This window comes from Prevotella pectinovora, from assembly GCF_000834015.1.
GTDB classification, from domain to species: Bacteria; Bacteroidota; Bacteroidia; order Bacteroidales; family Bacteroidaceae; genus Prevotella; species Prevotella pectinovora.
Genome location: NZ_JXQI01000044.1, coordinates 18,001 through 34,025, shown reverse-complemented (window position 1 = coordinate 34,025; position 16,025 = coordinate 18,001). Strand labels below are relative to the sequence as shown.

17 protein-coding genes and 1 pseudogene are annotated in these 16,025 nt (G+C 42.5%); 9 read left to right on the top strand and 9 right to left on the bottom strand.

What is annotated here, in order from left to right; genetic code table 11:
* From ST42_RS05540 to ST42_RS05510, 8 genes are all read right to left on the bottom strand, one after another.
* A partial coding sequence (locus ST42_RS05540) for a hypothetical protein (RefSeq protein ID WP_156139304.1) occupies positions 1-1,467 on the bottom strand: 1,467 nt, incomplete at its 3' end.
* A 4-nt stretch (positions 1,468-1,471) separates the two neighbouring features.
* Positions 1,472-2,122 carry a hypothetical protein gene (locus tag ST42_RS05535; RefSeq protein WP_156139303.1) on the bottom strand — a complete coding sequence of 217 codons (651 nt, stop codon included), beginning with the start codon at positions 2,120-2,122 and terminating at the stop codon, positions 1,472-1,474.
* A gap of 106 nt (positions 2,123-2,228) precedes the next feature.
* Positions 2,229-2,516, bottom strand: a complete 288-nt coding sequence (locus ST42_RS05530) for a hypothetical protein (protein WP_044072740.1) — start codon at positions 2,514-2,516, stop codon at positions 2,229-2,231.
* Between the two features lie 102 nt (positions 2,517-2,618).
* Entirely contained in the window at positions 2,619-4,361 is a 1,743-nt protein-coding gene (locus ST42_RS05525) for a GNAT family N-acetyltransferase (RefSeq protein WP_197068916.1), read from the bottom strand.
* Positions 4,362-4,367: 6 nt separating this feature from the next.
* On the bottom strand, positions 4,368-4,544 hold the full coding sequence (locus ST42_RS14015) for a hypothetical protein (RefSeq protein ID WP_197068915.1): 177 nt from the start codon (positions 4,542-4,544) through the stop codon (positions 4,368-4,370).
* A 13-nt stretch (positions 4,545-4,557) separates the two neighbouring features.
* A complete protein-coding gene (locus tag ST42_RS05520) occupies positions 4,558-5,472 on the bottom strand; it encodes a M48 family metallopeptidase (protein ID WP_082028589.1) in 915 nt (304 codons plus the stop codon).
* A 3-nt stretch (positions 5,473-5,475) separates the two neighbouring features.
* Positions 5,476-6,303 (bottom strand): M48 family metallopeptidase, encoded by an 828-nt coding sequence (locus ST42_RS05515; RefSeq protein WP_044072754.1) that lies wholly within the window; start codon positions 6,301-6,303, stop codon positions 5,476-5,478.
* 56 nt (positions 6,304-6,359) lie between these two features.
* A complete protein-coding gene (locus ST42_RS05510; protein ID WP_082028588.1) occupies positions 6,360-7,100 on the bottom strand; it encodes a UpxY family transcription antiterminator in 741 nt (246 codons plus the stop codon).
* 630 nt (positions 7,101-7,730) lie between these two features.
* On the opposite strand from ST42_RS05510, the gene ST42_RS05505 reads away from it, so the two are divergent.
* From ST42_RS05505 to ST42_RS05465, 9 genes are all read left to right on the top strand, one after another.
* Entirely contained in the window at positions 7,731-8,312 is a 582-nt protein-coding gene (locus ST42_RS05505) for a hypothetical protein (protein ID WP_044072737.1), read from the top strand.
* Between the two features lie 57 nt (positions 8,313-8,369).
* The gene (locus ST42_RS05500) at positions 8,370-8,771 is read left to right on the top strand and encodes a hypothetical protein (RefSeq protein ID WP_044072735.1); all 402 of its coding nucleotides are present in this window, start codon (positions 8,370-8,372) and stop codon (positions 8,769-8,771) included.
* 31 nt (positions 8,772-8,802) lie between these two features.
* Complete coding sequence (locus tag ST42_RS05495) at positions 8,803-9,216, top strand: hypothetical protein (RefSeq protein ID WP_044072733.1); 414 nt, start codon at positions 8,803-8,805, stop codon at positions 9,214-9,216.
* Positions 9,217-9,565: 349 nt separating this feature from the next.
* Positions 9,566-10,324 carry a DUF4846 domain-containing protein gene (locus ST42_RS05490; RefSeq protein WP_044072732.1) on the top strand — a complete coding sequence of 253 codons (759 nt, stop codon included), beginning with the start codon at positions 9,566-9,568 and terminating at the stop codon, positions 10,322-10,324.
* Between the two features lie 85 nt (positions 10,325-10,409).
* A complete protein-coding gene (locus ST42_RS05485) occupies positions 10,410-10,760 on the top strand; it encodes a LytTR family DNA-binding domain-containing protein (protein WP_007897496.1) in 351 nt (116 codons plus the stop codon).
* A gap of 6 nt (positions 10,761-10,766) precedes the next feature.
* A complete protein-coding gene (locus ST42_RS05480) occupies positions 10,767-11,741 on the top strand; it encodes a phosphodiester glycosidase family protein (protein ID WP_197068914.1) in 975 nt (324 codons plus the stop codon).
* 125 nt (positions 11,742-11,866) lie between these two features.
* Positions 11,867-12,211: a hypothetical protein gene (locus ST42_RS05475; RefSeq protein ID WP_042517655.1), complete on the top strand. Its 345-nt coding sequence runs from the start codon at positions 11,867-11,869 to the stop codon at positions 12,209-12,211.
* Between the two features lie 84 nt (positions 12,212-12,295).
* Positions 12,296-13,636 (top strand): hypothetical protein, encoded by a 1,341-nt coding sequence (locus ST42_RS05470; protein WP_044072729.1) that lies wholly within the window; start codon positions 12,296-12,298, stop codon positions 13,634-13,636.
* Positions 13,637-13,752: 116 nt separating this feature from the next.
* On the top strand, positions 13,753-14,307 hold the full coding sequence (locus ST42_RS05465; RefSeq protein ID WP_197067647.1) for a murein L,D-transpeptidase catalytic domain-containing protein: 555 nt from the start codon (positions 13,753-13,755) through the stop codon (positions 14,305-14,307).
* 1,238 nt (positions 14,308-15,545) lie between these two features.
* On the opposite strand, the pseudogene ST42_RS05455 reads toward ST42_RS05465, so the two are convergent.
* A pseudogene (locus ST42_RS05455) lies at positions 15,546-15,947 on the bottom strand (IS982 family transposase); the annotation flags it as partial.
* Positions 15,948-16,025 lie beyond the last annotated feature (78 nt).

Here is a 16,025-nt window from a genome sequence, read left to right as displayed (position 1 = left end):
CAACAATAATTCTAACGGGTTACAATCTGTATCGAACTCAATCGTCACAGGAATTGAAACTTCTTCAATATTTGCACACTCATTGATTTTATCCAATTTATAAGCTTCAATTGGAATCAATTTGAATTTAAATGTGCCATCATCCGAGGATTCATTGAAGATTATCTTTATTAGAAGATTCTCATCAGAACTAGCAACATCAATCGTATTGTTTTTACAGATTTCTCCATTCTTTAGCAGAATGAATTTCGCATTTTTATCTTTATCGCGAAGAGGAACTAGTTGTAACTTATACGTGCTTCCATGTTTTATCGCTTCCTCGTTAAATAATTTGTTGTCATCTAACATCTTTTTCAAATCAAAAGATATCGTATCAGGCTTGTGTTCTGCAATGAAATCACAATCTGAAAACAAATCTGCTAATGAAGAAATAAAGAAGTCAGGATGATATTTAGATGTCCCTTCTAGTTCAAGAGATGGCAAGTATGCTATTTTCTCATAATAGTATCTTACTTCAACTGTTATCAATTGAGGAAATATAGCAAAGTCTTTATCATTGGAGAGTACATTCAAAAACAATTTGCAAGAGTTCGAATTATCTAATAAATTTTGATGAACGGGTGAAATTTGTTCTAGTGTAAGTTCAATTTTGTTATTCGATATTCCTGTAATAGTAGGTTTAAAATACGTGATTGCGTTTTGCAATCCTCCATCATGGTCAATAAATACCGCATCTAACTTTTGAACATTAGCTATTCTTTTGCTTTCAATTGGTCTAAAAGTGAGATTAAAGGTTTTCTTGCCTTTATTTAAATCATCTTGGTTTAAAGACAATGATATAGGTGTAATATTACCAGCTATCAGATCTCTGAAACAGGAAGATTTAATCTTCCGTGAAATCTGGTTGTTAATATTATCGTTTTCAGATTGCTTAAGGTTCGTGTAAAATCCATTGATTCCTAAATTACAAAAATCATCTATTTTTTTACAGATAGCGTCAATATGCGCTTGCTCATCATCATTTATTTGTTTATTATTATCGTGATCTTCTACACCATCTGTTATAAAGTAGAAATCACAATTGTCTGTAAAATATTGTTCAGAAGCCTGCCATGCTTGAAATATACAAGTATTACCTCCTTTCGTGATGGCATCTTCCATTTTGTTTTCAATGGAATTCCAATCGTATAATTGTGTGCTTTTAATTTTTTTAATTGTATAGAGAATCCTGTCTTGATAAAGAAGAATTACAAACTCATCCTTAGCAGAGGCTTGCTTCCATAACGATTCAATACATTTTTTAGCAGGAGACCATAATATACTAGTATCCCTTCCATTGATTGAATAATCTCCACTCGGATGATCCATTGATTTTGTGCAATCAAAGGCAACCACATACCTTTTTTGCGCTTGCATCGAAAAGACACATGTCGCAATTAAAATTAAAAGTGTAAAAATTTTCTTCATTATTTTATAATGCATTATTATTTACTCTGTTAATAATTTCTCTCCACCCGCTGGTTTCATACTTCGCGAACACATAGCGGAATCCATCACCATAAATAGAATCAGGACTTTCTTTAAGGTTCTTGATATAGTGTTGAGCGATTGGAGAATTTTCGGTTAAGTATATAAGGTAAGAACCCATGTTGCAGAGTCCTTCACATTTCATTGGAGAAAGTTTGATGTCATGTTCGTTCTGCCAAACGTGTAGTAACTCGTGAGCAAGTGTACCTAGAAACTCAAGACGAGATTGGTCGGAAAGCATATATATATTGTGAGTATGACCTACTACCTTCATATCAGATTTAAATGTACCCCTCATTTGGGTTTCGGTACGGGTCACACCTTTATTGTTGGTAGAAATGGATGTGTTTTGTATTTCTGCCATCCTACGAGCAGACACGATTTCAATTGGAATGTTGTCAATATTACATGTCCCAAAATCAAAACCGACACTAACCAAAAGATTCTTGACGTAGGTCAGAGATGCGGAGATTTCAGAATGAGTGCTAATAACTGAACTCTTACAGTTGTTACACAAGCAGCGTCCATCGTGTAGTGGAGAATTTTCCGTAAAAGCACCACAGGAGGTACACATCGTGACTTCCTTCTTGTCCATGTGGGAAGCACAGATATTGTGCCCCCACTGGTCAATATAGTATTTGCCGTTTATTTCTTTATGGCAGAAATGACATTTCATTGAAATTTATGATTACAGAAAAACCTCAAGATCTCCTTTCTACCTTATAAACCCAACCGTCACCATCACAGTTGTCACAAGTAGAATACCCCACGTAACCAGTGCCTGCACATGATGCACAACTTACTTTTGTGAACTTTACACGTGCAACATCATCAGCGTAACGCTCCAGATGTGACTTTTTTGCTCCGCTTACTGTCTTGCCTAAGTATTCCTTGGCGAGCTTTACTGCTTTCTGACCGCTGCTCCCTCTACAAGAGAAAAGACCGATTACGCAAGTAACCAAAAGGGCGATATATATTGCTTTCTTCATAACGGTATATTGTTTTATTTTCTTTCTGATGCAAAATTAAGTGTTTTTGATATGTATTACAATTGTGCACACTTATTTACACTGCCATCTTCACATCTATATTCAAGAAGTATGTAACTCAGTGTTATTGTTCTGATAGCAGTACAAAAACCTGAGCGACTGTTTTTCTTTAACCTTATACCCACAATGTTCCAACACCTTTTGAGAAGCGATGTTGTTCACATCCACTTCAGTATAAAGTTCGTTGGCGAGCTTTGTGTCACATATATATTGAGTGGCCAATCTCACGCTTTCTTGCATGTAACCTTGATTTCTGTACTTGGGGTGCATGGCGAAGAATATGGTGGGATTGGTTGACAAGTCCATTGTAGCGACGAGACCGATAAGGGTGTCGTGCTTCCTGATTCCCCATAGGAAGCCTTCGTTCTTTGACAGGTAAGTGCGGAAGGACTTCAGTATCTGTTTGATGCCATCGTTTGTTTGGGCAATGTCGCAGAGATCGGGAAGGTATCGTGGGGTGTCTGCATCTGAGAATATGGTTCTCAGTGCTGAGATGTCGTTTTCTTCTATCTCATTCAGCGTGCAATGCTCTGAATGCAATGTGGGGACGGATGGCTTAGTAAGCATACTACGCTCTGCCATTTCGCAGAATAGGAACATGTGCAACTTATGGTAGAGCCTCTCGTTGTGACAGAGGGTGTCCCATTGGTCATCTGTGTATTCGATAGAGGTCAGGCACATATTACACATTCTGACTGCCGGGCAATAGGTACATCGATTCTTACGCTTGCGGTAATACTCCTTGGTCATCTCGTTGGCTTTCTGCCAGTAAATGCCATCGTTGATGCTACCAATGCGGAAGCGGTCGTTGAACTTTTCACATACTGCCAATTGGAGATTGGCATCAATGTAAAGTTTGGTGTTGACGGGCATACAGGTGGAAAGAGGTGTGCTTTCCGAGACCTCAAACACCAGTCTGTTCTTCCAATAAGAGACAATCTCATCAAAGAATGTCTGAAGCACCGACCATTCAGGGTGCTGCTCATAAGCATCGAGGAGCTGGATGTATTGTATCTTCAGCGTTTCCCAATCTTCTTTTGCCACACCTTGCAAGAAGTTTGGGGTTAGTCCGCTAATGTGAGTTGGTGCATAATGCTGCAACACCTCGTCTTTGTGCCATGCTTGCGCAATAGGCATCAGCTTGGAAACTGACGGCAATGTCATCATCAATACGACTTTGGGGTATTGATTGAATGTGTTGCTATGCAGATACGCCAAAGCATTCCGTACCTTGGTGTATGAGCCATTGCCTTTGGCATCCACTCTGTGTGCATCATGGAATGGCTGTGTGCCGTCAATGGAGATAGCAAGTTCTACACCATTGTTTACCAACCAATCAATGCGTTCTTCTGTCAATAGCGTGCCATTGGTGGAAACTGAGAAGGTCACATCGTCTTCCCATCGTTGCTGTCCTGCTTGTATGGCATACTGAACGAGAGGATAGTTAACGAAAGGCTCGCCTCCATAGAACGAAATGCGTATGGGCTTTGTCTTTGCTGTCTTGGCGATGAAGTCGTAGATGGCTTGAATGTCGCCCTCACAGAGTGTCCGACTGTTGTGGCTGTGGTTGCCCTCATACTCGCCTGAGTAACAGCAATAGGTGCAGCGGAGATTGCACTGTTCTGTGATGGCAATGATGAACATATAGACCTCCGGCATCGAAGAAAATTCGCTGGGAGGAGTAAACGTCCAGGCATAACGGCTGTCATCTACGACACCCTGAACGATTTCGTTGGTCTGCCGTAGATAAGAATAGCTGTTATTATGGAGCGTCGTGATGTTCATCTTTATTTATCTGTTACCGCATCGTTGAGCTGAGCAATGTCCGCAACTGAGGCAACGGGCTTGACAGGCTGCCATGCCCATAGCCTTGACGGCTTCTCTCTTCAGGTCATTCGCAATCTTGTTGAAGTTGAGAATTGCGAGGATATTATCGTTTGCAGGAAGTGCAATGGTCTGTGTATTCATACAATGCTATATTTTAACTGTTTACTATCTGATTATAATTCCCATGCTCGTACCAGTCGAGGAGCTTGGCGGCACGGTCAACCAACCAAGGAAACTCGGCGGAACGGATGGTGAGGTTCTTTACAATGACATTGAGCGTGCCAGTGTAGTTCTCGTTGAAGTCTCGTGCTTGCTGGACGAAGCCATCAATGTTTATCTGGTCGTAATACTTCATCGGAAGTCCGGCTTTCTTGATCATGGTACTGAGTGCTACATTGATGTCCTGACAGCAGAGCAGACCAATGCGGTCGGCTGTATAGTCGGACTTGCGATACCATTCAAACAGAGGGAGTTTGACAAGCGAAGCCCATGCCTTGAAAGTCGGATCTGACATGAAAGGCAAGTAGAACGACATGATGAGCATATGGTACGGTTTGTGCCCCGTAGCAAAATGGCCCAGTTCATGTCCAAGTGTGAACATCATTTCCCCCTCGGTGAAAAGGTCGGCACTGCCCGACATCATGACGATACGGCGGTGCTTCTCGCCATTGGAGAAATGGTAAGGTCCGTAATACCAATCGGTGGAGTAGGCAGGAATGTCCTCGATGCCAAGTATAGCACAGGCTTCGGTGAGCTGTGCATACATCTGCGGCAGGCTTTCGGCTGTAATGTTTATACCTTCACCTTGGTTTTCCACCTCGTTGTATGCCTCCTGATATTTGCTGGTGGTGGCAGCGAGGAAATCCTTGAAGGTATAGTACTCCACATCTGCCTTGAATATCTCGTACCACGTCTTCAGGTCATGGTCAAGCGGGTGCTTGGCTATCTCACGTATGAAGTCCCACTTTGACAGGTAGGGGACCTTCAGACTGTTTAGCCATTCTACCTTCTTCTTGTCATCGGGATGCATGACAGAAGCGAAGTCGATATTATGCAATCTCTTTCTCATGGGCTATCTGAGATAACGGCGTGTTACGAAACGTCCATATTCTCCGCTGTCAATCCACTTCAACAGCTCGGCAGAGCGCATAACTGTCCAGGGATGGGTCTCATCGGCAATGGAGAGGAACTTGACTACCTTGTTCATTCCCTCATAATCGAGCATCTTGAAATCGCGTGCCTGCTGGAGAAAGGTCTCTGGACGGATGTTGTTGAACTCCTTGATGGGGAGACCTGCCATCTTAATGAAGGCTCGTGTCATGGCATCGGTGTCCTGACAGCACATCAGACCGGCACGGTCGGCTGTGAACTCCGACATTCGGCTCCAATAGTATAGGGCGAACTGCAATCCGCTGGCTACCAGACTGCCACCGGGGATAGTGTCTATTCCCCAGTTGATTACTTGCGCCATAAGATGATACAACATGTGCTGCGACTTGATGTGCCCGACTTCGTGGCCTATGATGAAGAGTATCTCGTCATCGTCACAAAGGTCAATCAAACCGGAGTTGAGAACGATTATCGGATTCTCAGCTCCAATGGTACAGGCATTGATGTCATAGTCCCAAGTGATATACAGTTCAGGTACTTGCTGCAGGTCGAGAATTCGACAGGCTTCCACAAGATACTCATATATCTTGGGATAGTTTCCTTTCGTGACCTTCAGGTTGCTACCCGTATATTGAATGTTATATACTCGCTCGATGAAGTTGGATGTCACCCATTTGCAAGCCGTGGTAAGGAACGGGATGCTTTCCAGTTTCTCCAAGGCGGCTCTGTCCAATGGATGCTCGTACTGACTATGGTCGAGACCTGTGAGTATCTGCTTGTTGTGTATCATAATGCTGTCTTTTTCGAATTTATTATATTCCGTCAACACTGTAGAGGAGTGGGCAACTATCCCAGTTCTATCAAATCATCTTCAATTTTCTCCATAAAATCACTGGGAATATAGGCTGTAAGCACATATCCGATGCCGTTCAACTCTACAGCGATGCGTTGCTGACCTGCTGCTCTCACAACCTGACCGACAACGCCCTTGAAGTCGCCACACACAACTTTGAAATAATCACCGCTCTTGAAATGGCAACGTTCTTTCGATGTAGCCAAGATATGCTCATTCTTAGTTTCCACAACGTTAATGAATGACTTCATCCTGTCATCAGGTATAGTGATAGGTGGATTGAGCTGGGTGTCTGGCTCAATGGGCTTTGTCTTGTCGGTATAGTATTTCAAGAAACCTGCTGTCTTGGCTGGCTCCTTTACAAATTCAAGAGACTGCTCACAAGTCATATACGCAAAAACAAGATTGGGAAGAAGAGGCTGTTGAACAAGCTTCTTCTTCCCATTTATTTCTTTTTTGACCACAGTCATCGGGATATATGTCTCGATGCCTTTTTTTTGTATTTCCACACATGCCAAGGCTGTGCGTCCATATGTAGCACGAAAAACATACCAAACCTTCTTACCACTTGGCACACAATCCAAGGACACCCCTGTATGGGAGTTCTCTGTCTGATGACTTTGAACTTCGGGGGAGGTGCAGGAGGTAAGTCCAGCACTGGAGGGATTTTTACCGCCTCGTCGGGTGTCAGCATTAGGCAATGCTGGCGTATGTTTCTTAGATTCGTTGTTCATAATCTAAGGATCAGTTCCTTTACAAACATTAATGCGCTGACAGAATGTTTAGTTCCCCAGTTGGTGTATTGTTTATGTCAATTGGTTAACTATATATGGTTTCCACTCGTCAAGCGGTTGTTATAGGTTTGTTAAATAGAAAGTCCGAGGCAAATTTACAAATATTTTTTGAGAACCCGCAACTTTTCTCCATGAATCGGACAAACTTTTTAAAAATAATCTCAAAATAAATGAAAATCGGCGTCAGAATTTGTCATTCCTGAACATTTTGCATATGCAAATTCTATAAAAAACATTAAACGAATATTGTTCCAACAGACTATGCTATCGCATGAATACTTCCGAGATTTATTGAAATTATTGTGCAAAGGTATTTGTTATGCCTTATCGCTTTGCAAGGTCAAGGCTCTGCTTGGCTTCCAAAATCTCCACGCCTACGGGTCGTATTTTGGTGCCAAACCTTGCATCGATGTGCATAACACCTTTTTAAGGCACATAATTTCTAACAAATCCCGGAAGTAGTTTTCTACGAAAGGGAAATGAAATTTAAGCGAGAGTAAAGATGAAGTTTAACTTCGGCTTTTCCGAGTGACCATTCATTCGGCAGAGCCAAAATAAAAATTTTGAAGTATGAGCAATATTTGTGACACGCAGTACAAGGTGAGAGGTTCACGCAAGGCATTGAGCGACCTTTGGAACACCCTTCAGATGATGGAGGTGAATAGTAAGGATGTCTATCTTTTCAAGTTGGCAGAGCACTATGGCATTGACTATGAGCATAGCGGTATATCTGTTCGTGGAAAAATCTACTGGGCAGAGTTCGAGGATGACAAGGATGGAGGGCTGTTGTCGTTTGACACCGAAAGTGCATGGTCGGCTTGCGACCTGTTCTTTGATGAATTGAATAAGGTACTTGGCAATGAACTTTCTATAAGTTACCGAGAGATAGAATGTGGATGTGAGATATTTTACGTCCACGATGAAGGAGGTTTCTTTCCCGAAGAGTGTTGTGTAAGTTCTTCTGGTGGCAACTTTGAAGATATTTGTGAAGATGTGTATGACACCATATGCGATGCTATTGAGGCATGGTGTGAGAAGACCGGCATTAGCCAAGGCGAGCGGACAGAGGAAGAAATGGTGGACTTCATCAACGAATACGAGTACGACTCGGAGGACACCTATTATTATATACACCCATTTGAGTTTGATTAGTACTTACCGCAAGGGGTAAGGTTCACTGCTTTGCCCTTTGCATAACCACTTTGAAATATGAAGAGATTAAGTAAGAAACAGATTGGAAGAGCTGCATGCACCATCTTGCAGCAGTTGGCTTTAACCACACCTTTTAATGTAGTGTATAGTTGGGGAATAACAAACAAAGTTGCAACTCAAATAGAAATCATGGTTGATGGAACGGAGAAAACCGTAGCAGCATTGATGATGGATGTTAATGGCTTCAACTATCAAGGCAGGCTCTATGTAACCAATAACCGAGTTAAGCAAACCTTTGGCTTGTATAACGAACAGAACGGAATGTTGCATGAGGAAAAGAAGAGTATTGCCTATAAAGACTTGGGGCAAGTGCTCGATACGGTTATTGAGACAGGCGGCATGAGCCAACAGGAGCACCTGCAAAGATTGCGTGAATATGCAAAGAAACTTTTGGATTAATATAAGAATATCCACTTAAAAGATTATACGAATGAAAACATTAGACAGGGAACATGTAAGAAGCGTTGTGAACACCATCTTCTCCCAATTGCTTCACACAACCTCGATAGACGTTATCAATAGTTGGGGCATCTCTAAGATGTATGCTACCCAAATTGTCAAGAATGTCAATGGCGAAGACTTCACTATGGCGGCTCTTGTCATGCAGGTGAATGGCTTCCAATTTCAAGGTAAGATATATATTGCTTTGGATGAAGGTTCTGATTACTACCGTATCTATGGAGAGAAGGATGGAACGACTAAAGGATATCATCACGATATTGCTTTTGATGAGCTTGGCGATGTACTTGACTCAATGATAGAGGCTAGAGGTATGGCCAAGGAAGAGTACCAAGCAAAGGTAAAGGAATTTGTTTGTAGTGTGTCGATAGATTTCTTAAAATAGTTAAATTGTATAATAAAAGTCATACATACACAGTGTTTTAAGACGTTTTGTCTTGCGCCATTTCTGCGCCATTTTTCGTGCAAAACAAGCGAAAATGCCTAAAGACGGCACTTGAATATCAACGAGTTACAGAAGATGGTAGAGTGGTATAAAATCCCTCTCTCTCCGCAAAGTCCTGTAAATCGCAAGATTTACGGGACTTTTCTTTATTATAATCCTGGCGTGCCCTTCAAAAATTAAATTTACGATCAATAGTGTAGTTTTATACATTTTCTATATCATTTCATACAAACCATCTGCAACGATTTGCTTATAGCATATACATGACCTAATTTTGTATAAAAAAGCAATGAAGAAAGTATTAGTAGTTATTGGAATGTTAGTTTTGGCCGGTATGATTTTGGCTGGTGTCGTATGGTGGTGTTCTCGCACAAGCAACCCATGGAATGCTGCGACGATTGGAGACATTTCAGCTCCTGTTGGATATGCCCGTGTAGACGGCAGTTATGCAGAGTTTATGCGCAGTTTGCCGCTGAAGAAACGTGGAAGCAAGGTGCAGCTCTATACAGGTGGTGATGCGCGGTTTCAGTTTCTCTCAACCGGCGTAATCGACATACCGATGCTCAGCAACTCGGAGCAGTGTGCTGATATGACCATGAGAGTGAGGGCTGAGTACCTGTTCAGTCAGGGACGCTATCCGGAGATACGTTTCCAGGACGTAAATGGCAATACGCTTCAATATCAAGGTGGGGCTTCGCGCAAAGCGCTGGAGAAATTCTTGAAAAAAGCCTACGGAGTGTGCAGCACTTTTTCTGTGAGCCGTGAGACGGAACCAAGAAAGATAAGTGATGTGCAACCCGGCGATGTGCTCGTCTATCCAGCTCGCAAGTTGGAAGGAATGGGACATGCTCTGATAGTGATTGATGTGGCTCGCAACGGCAAAAAAGTAGCCATTATGTGTGCTGAAGGCAATACACCTGCACGCGAATTGCATATCGTGAGAAATCCTAACCCTATATCTAATCCTTGGTTCTTTTTTGACGGCGATGAGAGTATGCTATTTGTTTCAATATTCCATTTTGGAAGGAATGAATTGAGACATTATTGACAAACAATATAATATTATTCGTTTTTTGGCGTATTTATTATATGACCTTTTGAAGTAATAACCATGTACAATTTGTAAGGATTAAATGGAAAGACTTAAAATTATCACATCCGTTGGACTGTTTAGGGTGCCAACGGACGACATTGCCTATATAGAAGCTTCTGGCAACTACTGTGACGTGCATCTCTTCAACGGAGAGTCGGTGACGATGACGTTCCAGTTGCACTACTTTGTGGAAGCCTTTAACAAACTGAAGCAGAATTTCTTTACGCGTGTTGGCAAGAGTCTGATAGTAAACACAAATTATGTTTACGCCATCAACATTACCAACCAAGATTTGAAGCTAATGGATCATCGTATGAATCAAGGGTTTAGGTTAAAAGCTTCGAAGGAAGCACTCAAGGAGTTAAAGACAATTTTGGAACAGGAAAAGTAAATGATTATGAAATATACAGAAGGTAACGACATACAGGAGAAACCTATTTTCGCGATAGAGAATGATGATAACAGCACTTCTTCGCAAGAGCTTCTCGACGAACCCACGATTATTATAGAGAGTAGTGGCGAAATGAAGCCCAATTCTTCGTCGGATTCCATCAAAAAACGAGGTGGGTTGCCGAAGTGGAATTTGGCTATCATGTGGTTTGTGGCAACCGTGATGCTAGTATTTGGCTGCTACAAAGTCATACGCCTCTACAACTACTATTATAATATAGGTGTGAGCATTTCCGTATCGCCGAAAGAAAATATAAAGAAGTTAGACGATATGAAGGCGCAAAACGAGTCGTCGGCAGTAGTGCTTAAGACCGACTCTGTGCTCGGCGTGGCACTTGACATCTATGAACTGCATAACGTGCAGGCTGAGTTGTCGCTTCAGGAACCCGATACCGCCGACCATAGTGTGCTGATGTACACCCGTACTGCCGACTATACCGCCATGGGCAAGTATATCGGCTCGTTGGTTGTCGACGGCGAGCAGAAACGGAGCGATGTGTCGCGTCTTGGCTATTGCGCCATAGCCAAGGGCAATATGGTCATCGGCATATCTCGTTTTGACGATATGTGTGAGCACATGGTAGCGCGTGACGGCTCTTACTTCCGCCAGTTTGTGCTTGTGTCCAACGGCGAACTGCCTCAGCGTTTCTTCCTGCATGGCAAGGTGGAACGCAAGGCCCTCGCACGTACCGCTGACGACCGCCTTTGCATCATCGCGACCCGCCACCCCGAAACCCTGTGGGACTTCGCCGATGCCTTGCGCGAATATGGCTATGTGGATGCCATATACCTTACCGGTGGCAACGAGAGCGGTTTCTACCGTGCTCCCGACGGCACCGCCTACTTCACGGAGAAAGCCGCCAAGTATCGCACCGACAAGCACCACGGTGTAGCTCCTTGGCTGGTGCTTAGGAAGCGATAATTGCCAAGATATACAATAACCCCGGCATCTTGTACAAGCCACCTCGGAAAGTTTCTCGGTTCAGAAAAGCCACACTACCTTTGCATTGTCAATAAGACAAAACCATTAAAAAACAATAGAAGACAATGAAGAAGTTAATGATTGCGCTGCTGATGGTTGTAGCAACCAGCACAGCAAGTTTTGCAAAGGGTAGTAACGACAATGTACAGACTGCTGCCAAGGAAGTGGTTCAGAAGGTGAAGGATGCTCCTTCGGGCACTACTTATGGGGTGGTGGAAGTGACCAAGAGCCATATCGTGGTGAACACCCCTCTCGGCCGTTACAACATCAACAAGAATGAAGACGGAAGCTTCTCTTTCATGGGTATGACTGCCAAGCTCGTTGCCGCCAAGAACGGTGTGTACAAGGTGAAGACCTCACTTGGTACGTTCAACATAAACATGCGCAAGGCCACCGTAACAAAGCAGTAAGCAGGCAAAGCCTACATGAGGCTACTCTTTTGAGTGTCGCCATGTGGGCTTTAGTATTTTTAATACATTAGTGTAGAGTGTCATATGCAGAAATTTATTAGAATTGCCTTGCCATGCGTTTGCTTTGCGGTAATTATATGGTGGTGTTGCTTCAACGGTTTCCAATACATTCATTGGAAATGGCTGATTTTGGCTGCAGGTATCGGTGGCATTTGTATTGCAGCATTGTATGTGAAACTACATAAGATGCTTGGCAAAAGTGAAGAACGGCGTAAAAAACAAATGGAAGAGGCTATTGAGGCTGTTGCGCCCGAACTGGAAAAAGTAAAGGGCAGCAGGTTTAAGAAAGAACTGGTAAAACGCAGAATGGTAAGAGAATATCTTGAAAAGAATACCGACTATTATGCGAATGCTTATGACAACAACGCTATTAGTAAGGTGCAAGATTGGATATCTTCTCTTTGGTGGAGTCTTTGTTGCCTTTGTTTGCCTTTTGCGTCCATAATCATTTGGGTAATTGTTGCCATACTAATGGCATTGTTGTTTTGTTGGTCGTTCTCAACCGAAATGGCTATATGTTGCGCATTTTCCGTTGCTGCAAGCATCATTTTGGTATGGCGGCGCCATTATGTGTTGGCTCCTATAGCCATAGGTCTTGCGGCAATTCTTCTTTACGGGCTTTTTAATGCAGGCTTAGATGGTGTGGAAATGCGTGCTTACAACATGGTGCTTGACAACGAAGGAATTATTTTCCTTAGTCCATCCCATGCAGAATACACCATGTGGGGGAGCATGGTGATACTGGCTATCACCAGTATTTGTCTTGCTTTATATCCGTTATTAAAGAAAAAAACGTTGGTGATTTACGCGATATTGGTCTTGCTGGTTGTAGAAGTAATACGTTACAGTGTTTATATGAACATGACGCTCTCTATTCCTACATCATATTTGTACTATCCATATGTCTTGTTGTGTGCCATCAATGCCGACTTAGCGGTTATGCTTTGTATTTCGTACAATGCTGCATTTATAGTGATATTCGTTTACTTGGCATGGCTGTTCCCCGTAATCTTCGCTCTGCCTGCTTTTATACGGTCATGGAGGGGAATCGACGCACTTAAAGATCGGTCGCCGTTGTATAAAAAAGCCAAATATATACGTCTATACTATGTTTGTCTTGCATGGCTGATAATGAATGCCTTGGCAACAGCTTTAGTATGGGGACGATTTATTGGCATACCTTCAGAGGAATGTGCATCGATTTTGGTAAAAGACACTCAATACTTATCAGGGTTTACAGGCATAGGGTATTGTGCAACGAACTTCATCGTCTATTGTGCGCCTATCTTGACCAGCGCGTTTTTCAGTTGGATATTATTCGCAATAACAAAGAGACAAATTAAATTGAAGGATGACATTTCATAAACCAAACATACAAGAGAACGATGAAAAGGATATATATCATATTGCTGGTTGTCATATCGCTGCTGATTGTTAGCATCCCTTTTGTGCCTCCCATTTATAACAGGTACACTAAGCCATTGTATAAGAATTACGTCGATGTCAAGGAATGGTATGGCAATGTGGATTGCGAGAATCTCTCGCAAGTACGAGACTATTGCGAGCGACGAGGGTATAGTACAGATTATTATATCCTGGTGGATTTCTCCATTCCCTCGGGCAAGAAGCGGTTCTTCATCTACGACCTGCAGCATGGAAAGCGTGTGTTGAGCAGCTATTGTATGCACGGCAGTGGCAAGGGGAACACGGATGCCACTCCGAAGTTCAGCAATGAGGTCGGCAGCGGATGCTCCAGCCTTGGACGGTATGTGATGGTAGGAAAGGGTAGTAAATTTAAGAAGAGCATCCGTCTTCGTGGTCTTGACAAGACCAATTATCTTGCTGAGACTCGTGGTATCTTGATTCATTCAGCAAGAAAAGTCACAAGATTCTCTGGCGATAGGGAGTATATCCCGATAGGCTCCGAGAGCCGTGGCTGCTTCACGGTATCGAGAGATTGTGTGACGAAAGTGATGGAGATATATCGTGGAGCTTCTAAGCATAGGCCTGTGATGCTTTATGCTAAATATAAATGACAAGTAGACAATATATTTCAATGCCTATAAAAGTTATGTAACATCTTGAAATTCAATATTGCTACATGAAGATACAACTTTCAGAGTCATATTTGACTTATAGGCATTTGAATAATTATGGTAAGATAGTGGTCATGATGAAGTATTATCCTCTTTCATAAAGACAATTCATAAACATAATACTAAGGCAATGAGAAGATAAACAGAAAACAATAGTTCATTTTCTTAGATTATAGTCTTGGCTCCAAAGTCATACAGCTACATGGATCTGTACTATGTTATGGAGCAACTGACCACCCTGCATTCTGATTTTGTACGGCAAAAGTAGTTGGTAAATGGTTATTGGATTTCTATCAGGATTTTCGTGGATTTGCGAGTGCTTGTGGCACTCCCTTTTCCTTAGCCAATGAACATCAGCCCCCTCTCGTTCTCCCCCGTAGGGGAGAAGCTGGTTACCTTGAATGTCGATAACACTCTGATAATCAGGTAACAAGAGTATCTGTCCCTCCCCTTCGGGGGAGGCTAGGTGGGGGCTGATGTTCATTGGCTAAGGAAAGGAAGTGCCCCAACACTTGCAAATCCAACTAAATCAAATCAAAATCCAAGAATCATTAGTTCATATTATCAATAAATGGATGCAAACAGGTGGGAAACGTGTACAAAGTCGGCGGTTTGTAAACGTCAAACATATCGCTTTAGGGTAAAAAACCACAGGTTATAATACCCCTACACGAAGCATAGGAAACATAACTGCAAGCTATTGCGAATTAAACCCAAACAAAATCCACTCTCTAAAAGCAAAAGACTGCAAGCTGTTGCTACATATTACATAGAACGGTCTGATGAACGATTGGGGCTAATGTTTTGGGCACTTTTCATACACGGATTCTGCCCAACAGGGGCAAGCACCGTGCCCAACAGGGGCAAGCACGTTACCCAACATGGGCAAGCACCGTGCCCATTTCTTGCACTTTTTTGTTCTCCTTGCCAATGATGCCTGTGGCACCCCCTTTTCCCTTACTGATTTCTATGCTGGTAATCTTTAGACAAAAACCAAGATACCCCCCCGATGATACTTCTATGATACTTCAATGTTACTTTTCTGTAAAATATTCAGAAAAGTAACATTGGCGTAATTCTTTGGTGGCCTGTACTTTAGGTCCTAAAGTGAAGCTCAAAATGATACTATGACACTTTGTTTCAGAAAAACTATAATAAACCTGTTGGCGGAATTAATTTTCCTCTCCGCCATCCATTTCCATGGCAATCCTCTTGCGCAGTTCCTCACACAGGCCTGCCGTTTTCTTTCTGCGGTCATTGAACTGTCTCCTTGATATGAGATTGGGAATGCTGTCCTTGTATTCTTGCAATTTATAGTCGAACAACCACTTCTCACTATCAATGCTCTCGGTCTCTGCCGTCAGGGATAGCGCCACCACTTCCAAATCCGAAAACTTGGGAACAGGACCACGACGTGGAACATTACCCGATTCATTGACGAGATTTTCAGAGAATTGCTTGCATATCTCAAGTATTTTGACGAATTTTGTGTAAAGGTTGTACATACGATGGTTTGAACTTAATGTTTTGGTCACCACTAAGTTACTAAAAATCAGCGATATGTACAACCTTTTACTCATATTTATCAACTTAAATTAATTCCGCCAACGGGTATGGAATACAAAATAGAAACCGCCGTATGGCAAATGGCGCATACG

Bases quoted from the DNA above. Each gene is read 5' to 3' on its own strand.
- ST42_RS05535 (WP_156139303.1), bottom strand. From the start codon at position 2,122: ATGGACAAGAAGGAAGTCACGATGTGTACCTCCTGTGGTGCTTTTACG.
- ST42_RS05530 (WP_044072740.1), bottom strand. From the start codon at position 2,516: ATGAAGAAAGCAATATATATCGCCCTTTTGGTTACTTGCGTAATCGGT.
- ST42_RS05525 (WP_197068916.1), bottom strand. From the start codon at position 4,361: ATGAACATCACGACGCTCCATAATAACAGCTATTCTTATCTACGGCAG.
- ST42_RS14015 (WP_197068915.1), bottom strand. From the start codon at position 4,544: ATGAATACACAGACCATTGCACTTCCTGCAAACGATAATATCCTCGCA.
- ST42_RS05520 (WP_082028589.1), bottom strand. From the start codon at position 5,472: ATGAGAAAGAGATTGCATAATATCGACTTCGCTTCTGTCATGCATCCC.
- ST42_RS05515 (WP_044072754.1), bottom strand. From the start codon at position 6,303: ATGATACACAACAAGCAGATACTCACAGGTCTCGACCATAGTCAGTAC.
- ST42_RS05510 (WP_082028588.1), bottom strand. From the start codon at position 7,100: ATGAACAACGAATCTAAGAAACATACGCCAGCATTGCCTAATGCTGAC.
- ST42_RS05505 (WP_044072737.1), top strand. From the start codon at position 7,731: ATGAGCAATATTTGTGACACGCAGTACAAGGTGAGAGGTTCACGCAAG.
- ST42_RS05500 (WP_044072735.1), top strand. From the start codon at position 8,370: ATGAAGAGATTAAGTAAGAAACAGATTGGAAGAGCTGCATGCACCATC.
- ST42_RS05495 (WP_044072733.1), top strand. From the start codon at position 8,803: ATGAAAACATTAGACAGGGAACATGTAAGAAGCGTTGTGAACACCATC.
- ST42_RS05490 (WP_044072732.1), top strand. From the start codon at position 9,566: ATGAAGAAAGTATTAGTAGTTATTGGAATGTTAGTTTTGGCCGGTATG.
- ST42_RS05485 (WP_007897496.1), top strand. From the start codon at position 10,410: ATGGAAAGACTTAAAATTATCACATCCGTTGGACTGTTTAGGGTGCCA.
- ST42_RS05480 (WP_197068914.1), top strand. From the start codon at position 10,767: ATGAAATATACAGAAGGTAACGACATACAGGAGAAACCTATTTTCGCG.
- ST42_RS05475 (WP_042517655.1), top strand. From the start codon at position 11,867: ATGAAGAAGTTAATGATTGCGCTGCTGATGGTTGTAGCAACCAGCACA.
- ST42_RS05470 (WP_044072729.1), top strand. From the start codon at position 12,296: ATGCAGAAATTTATTAGAATTGCCTTGCCATGCGTTTGCTTTGCGGTA.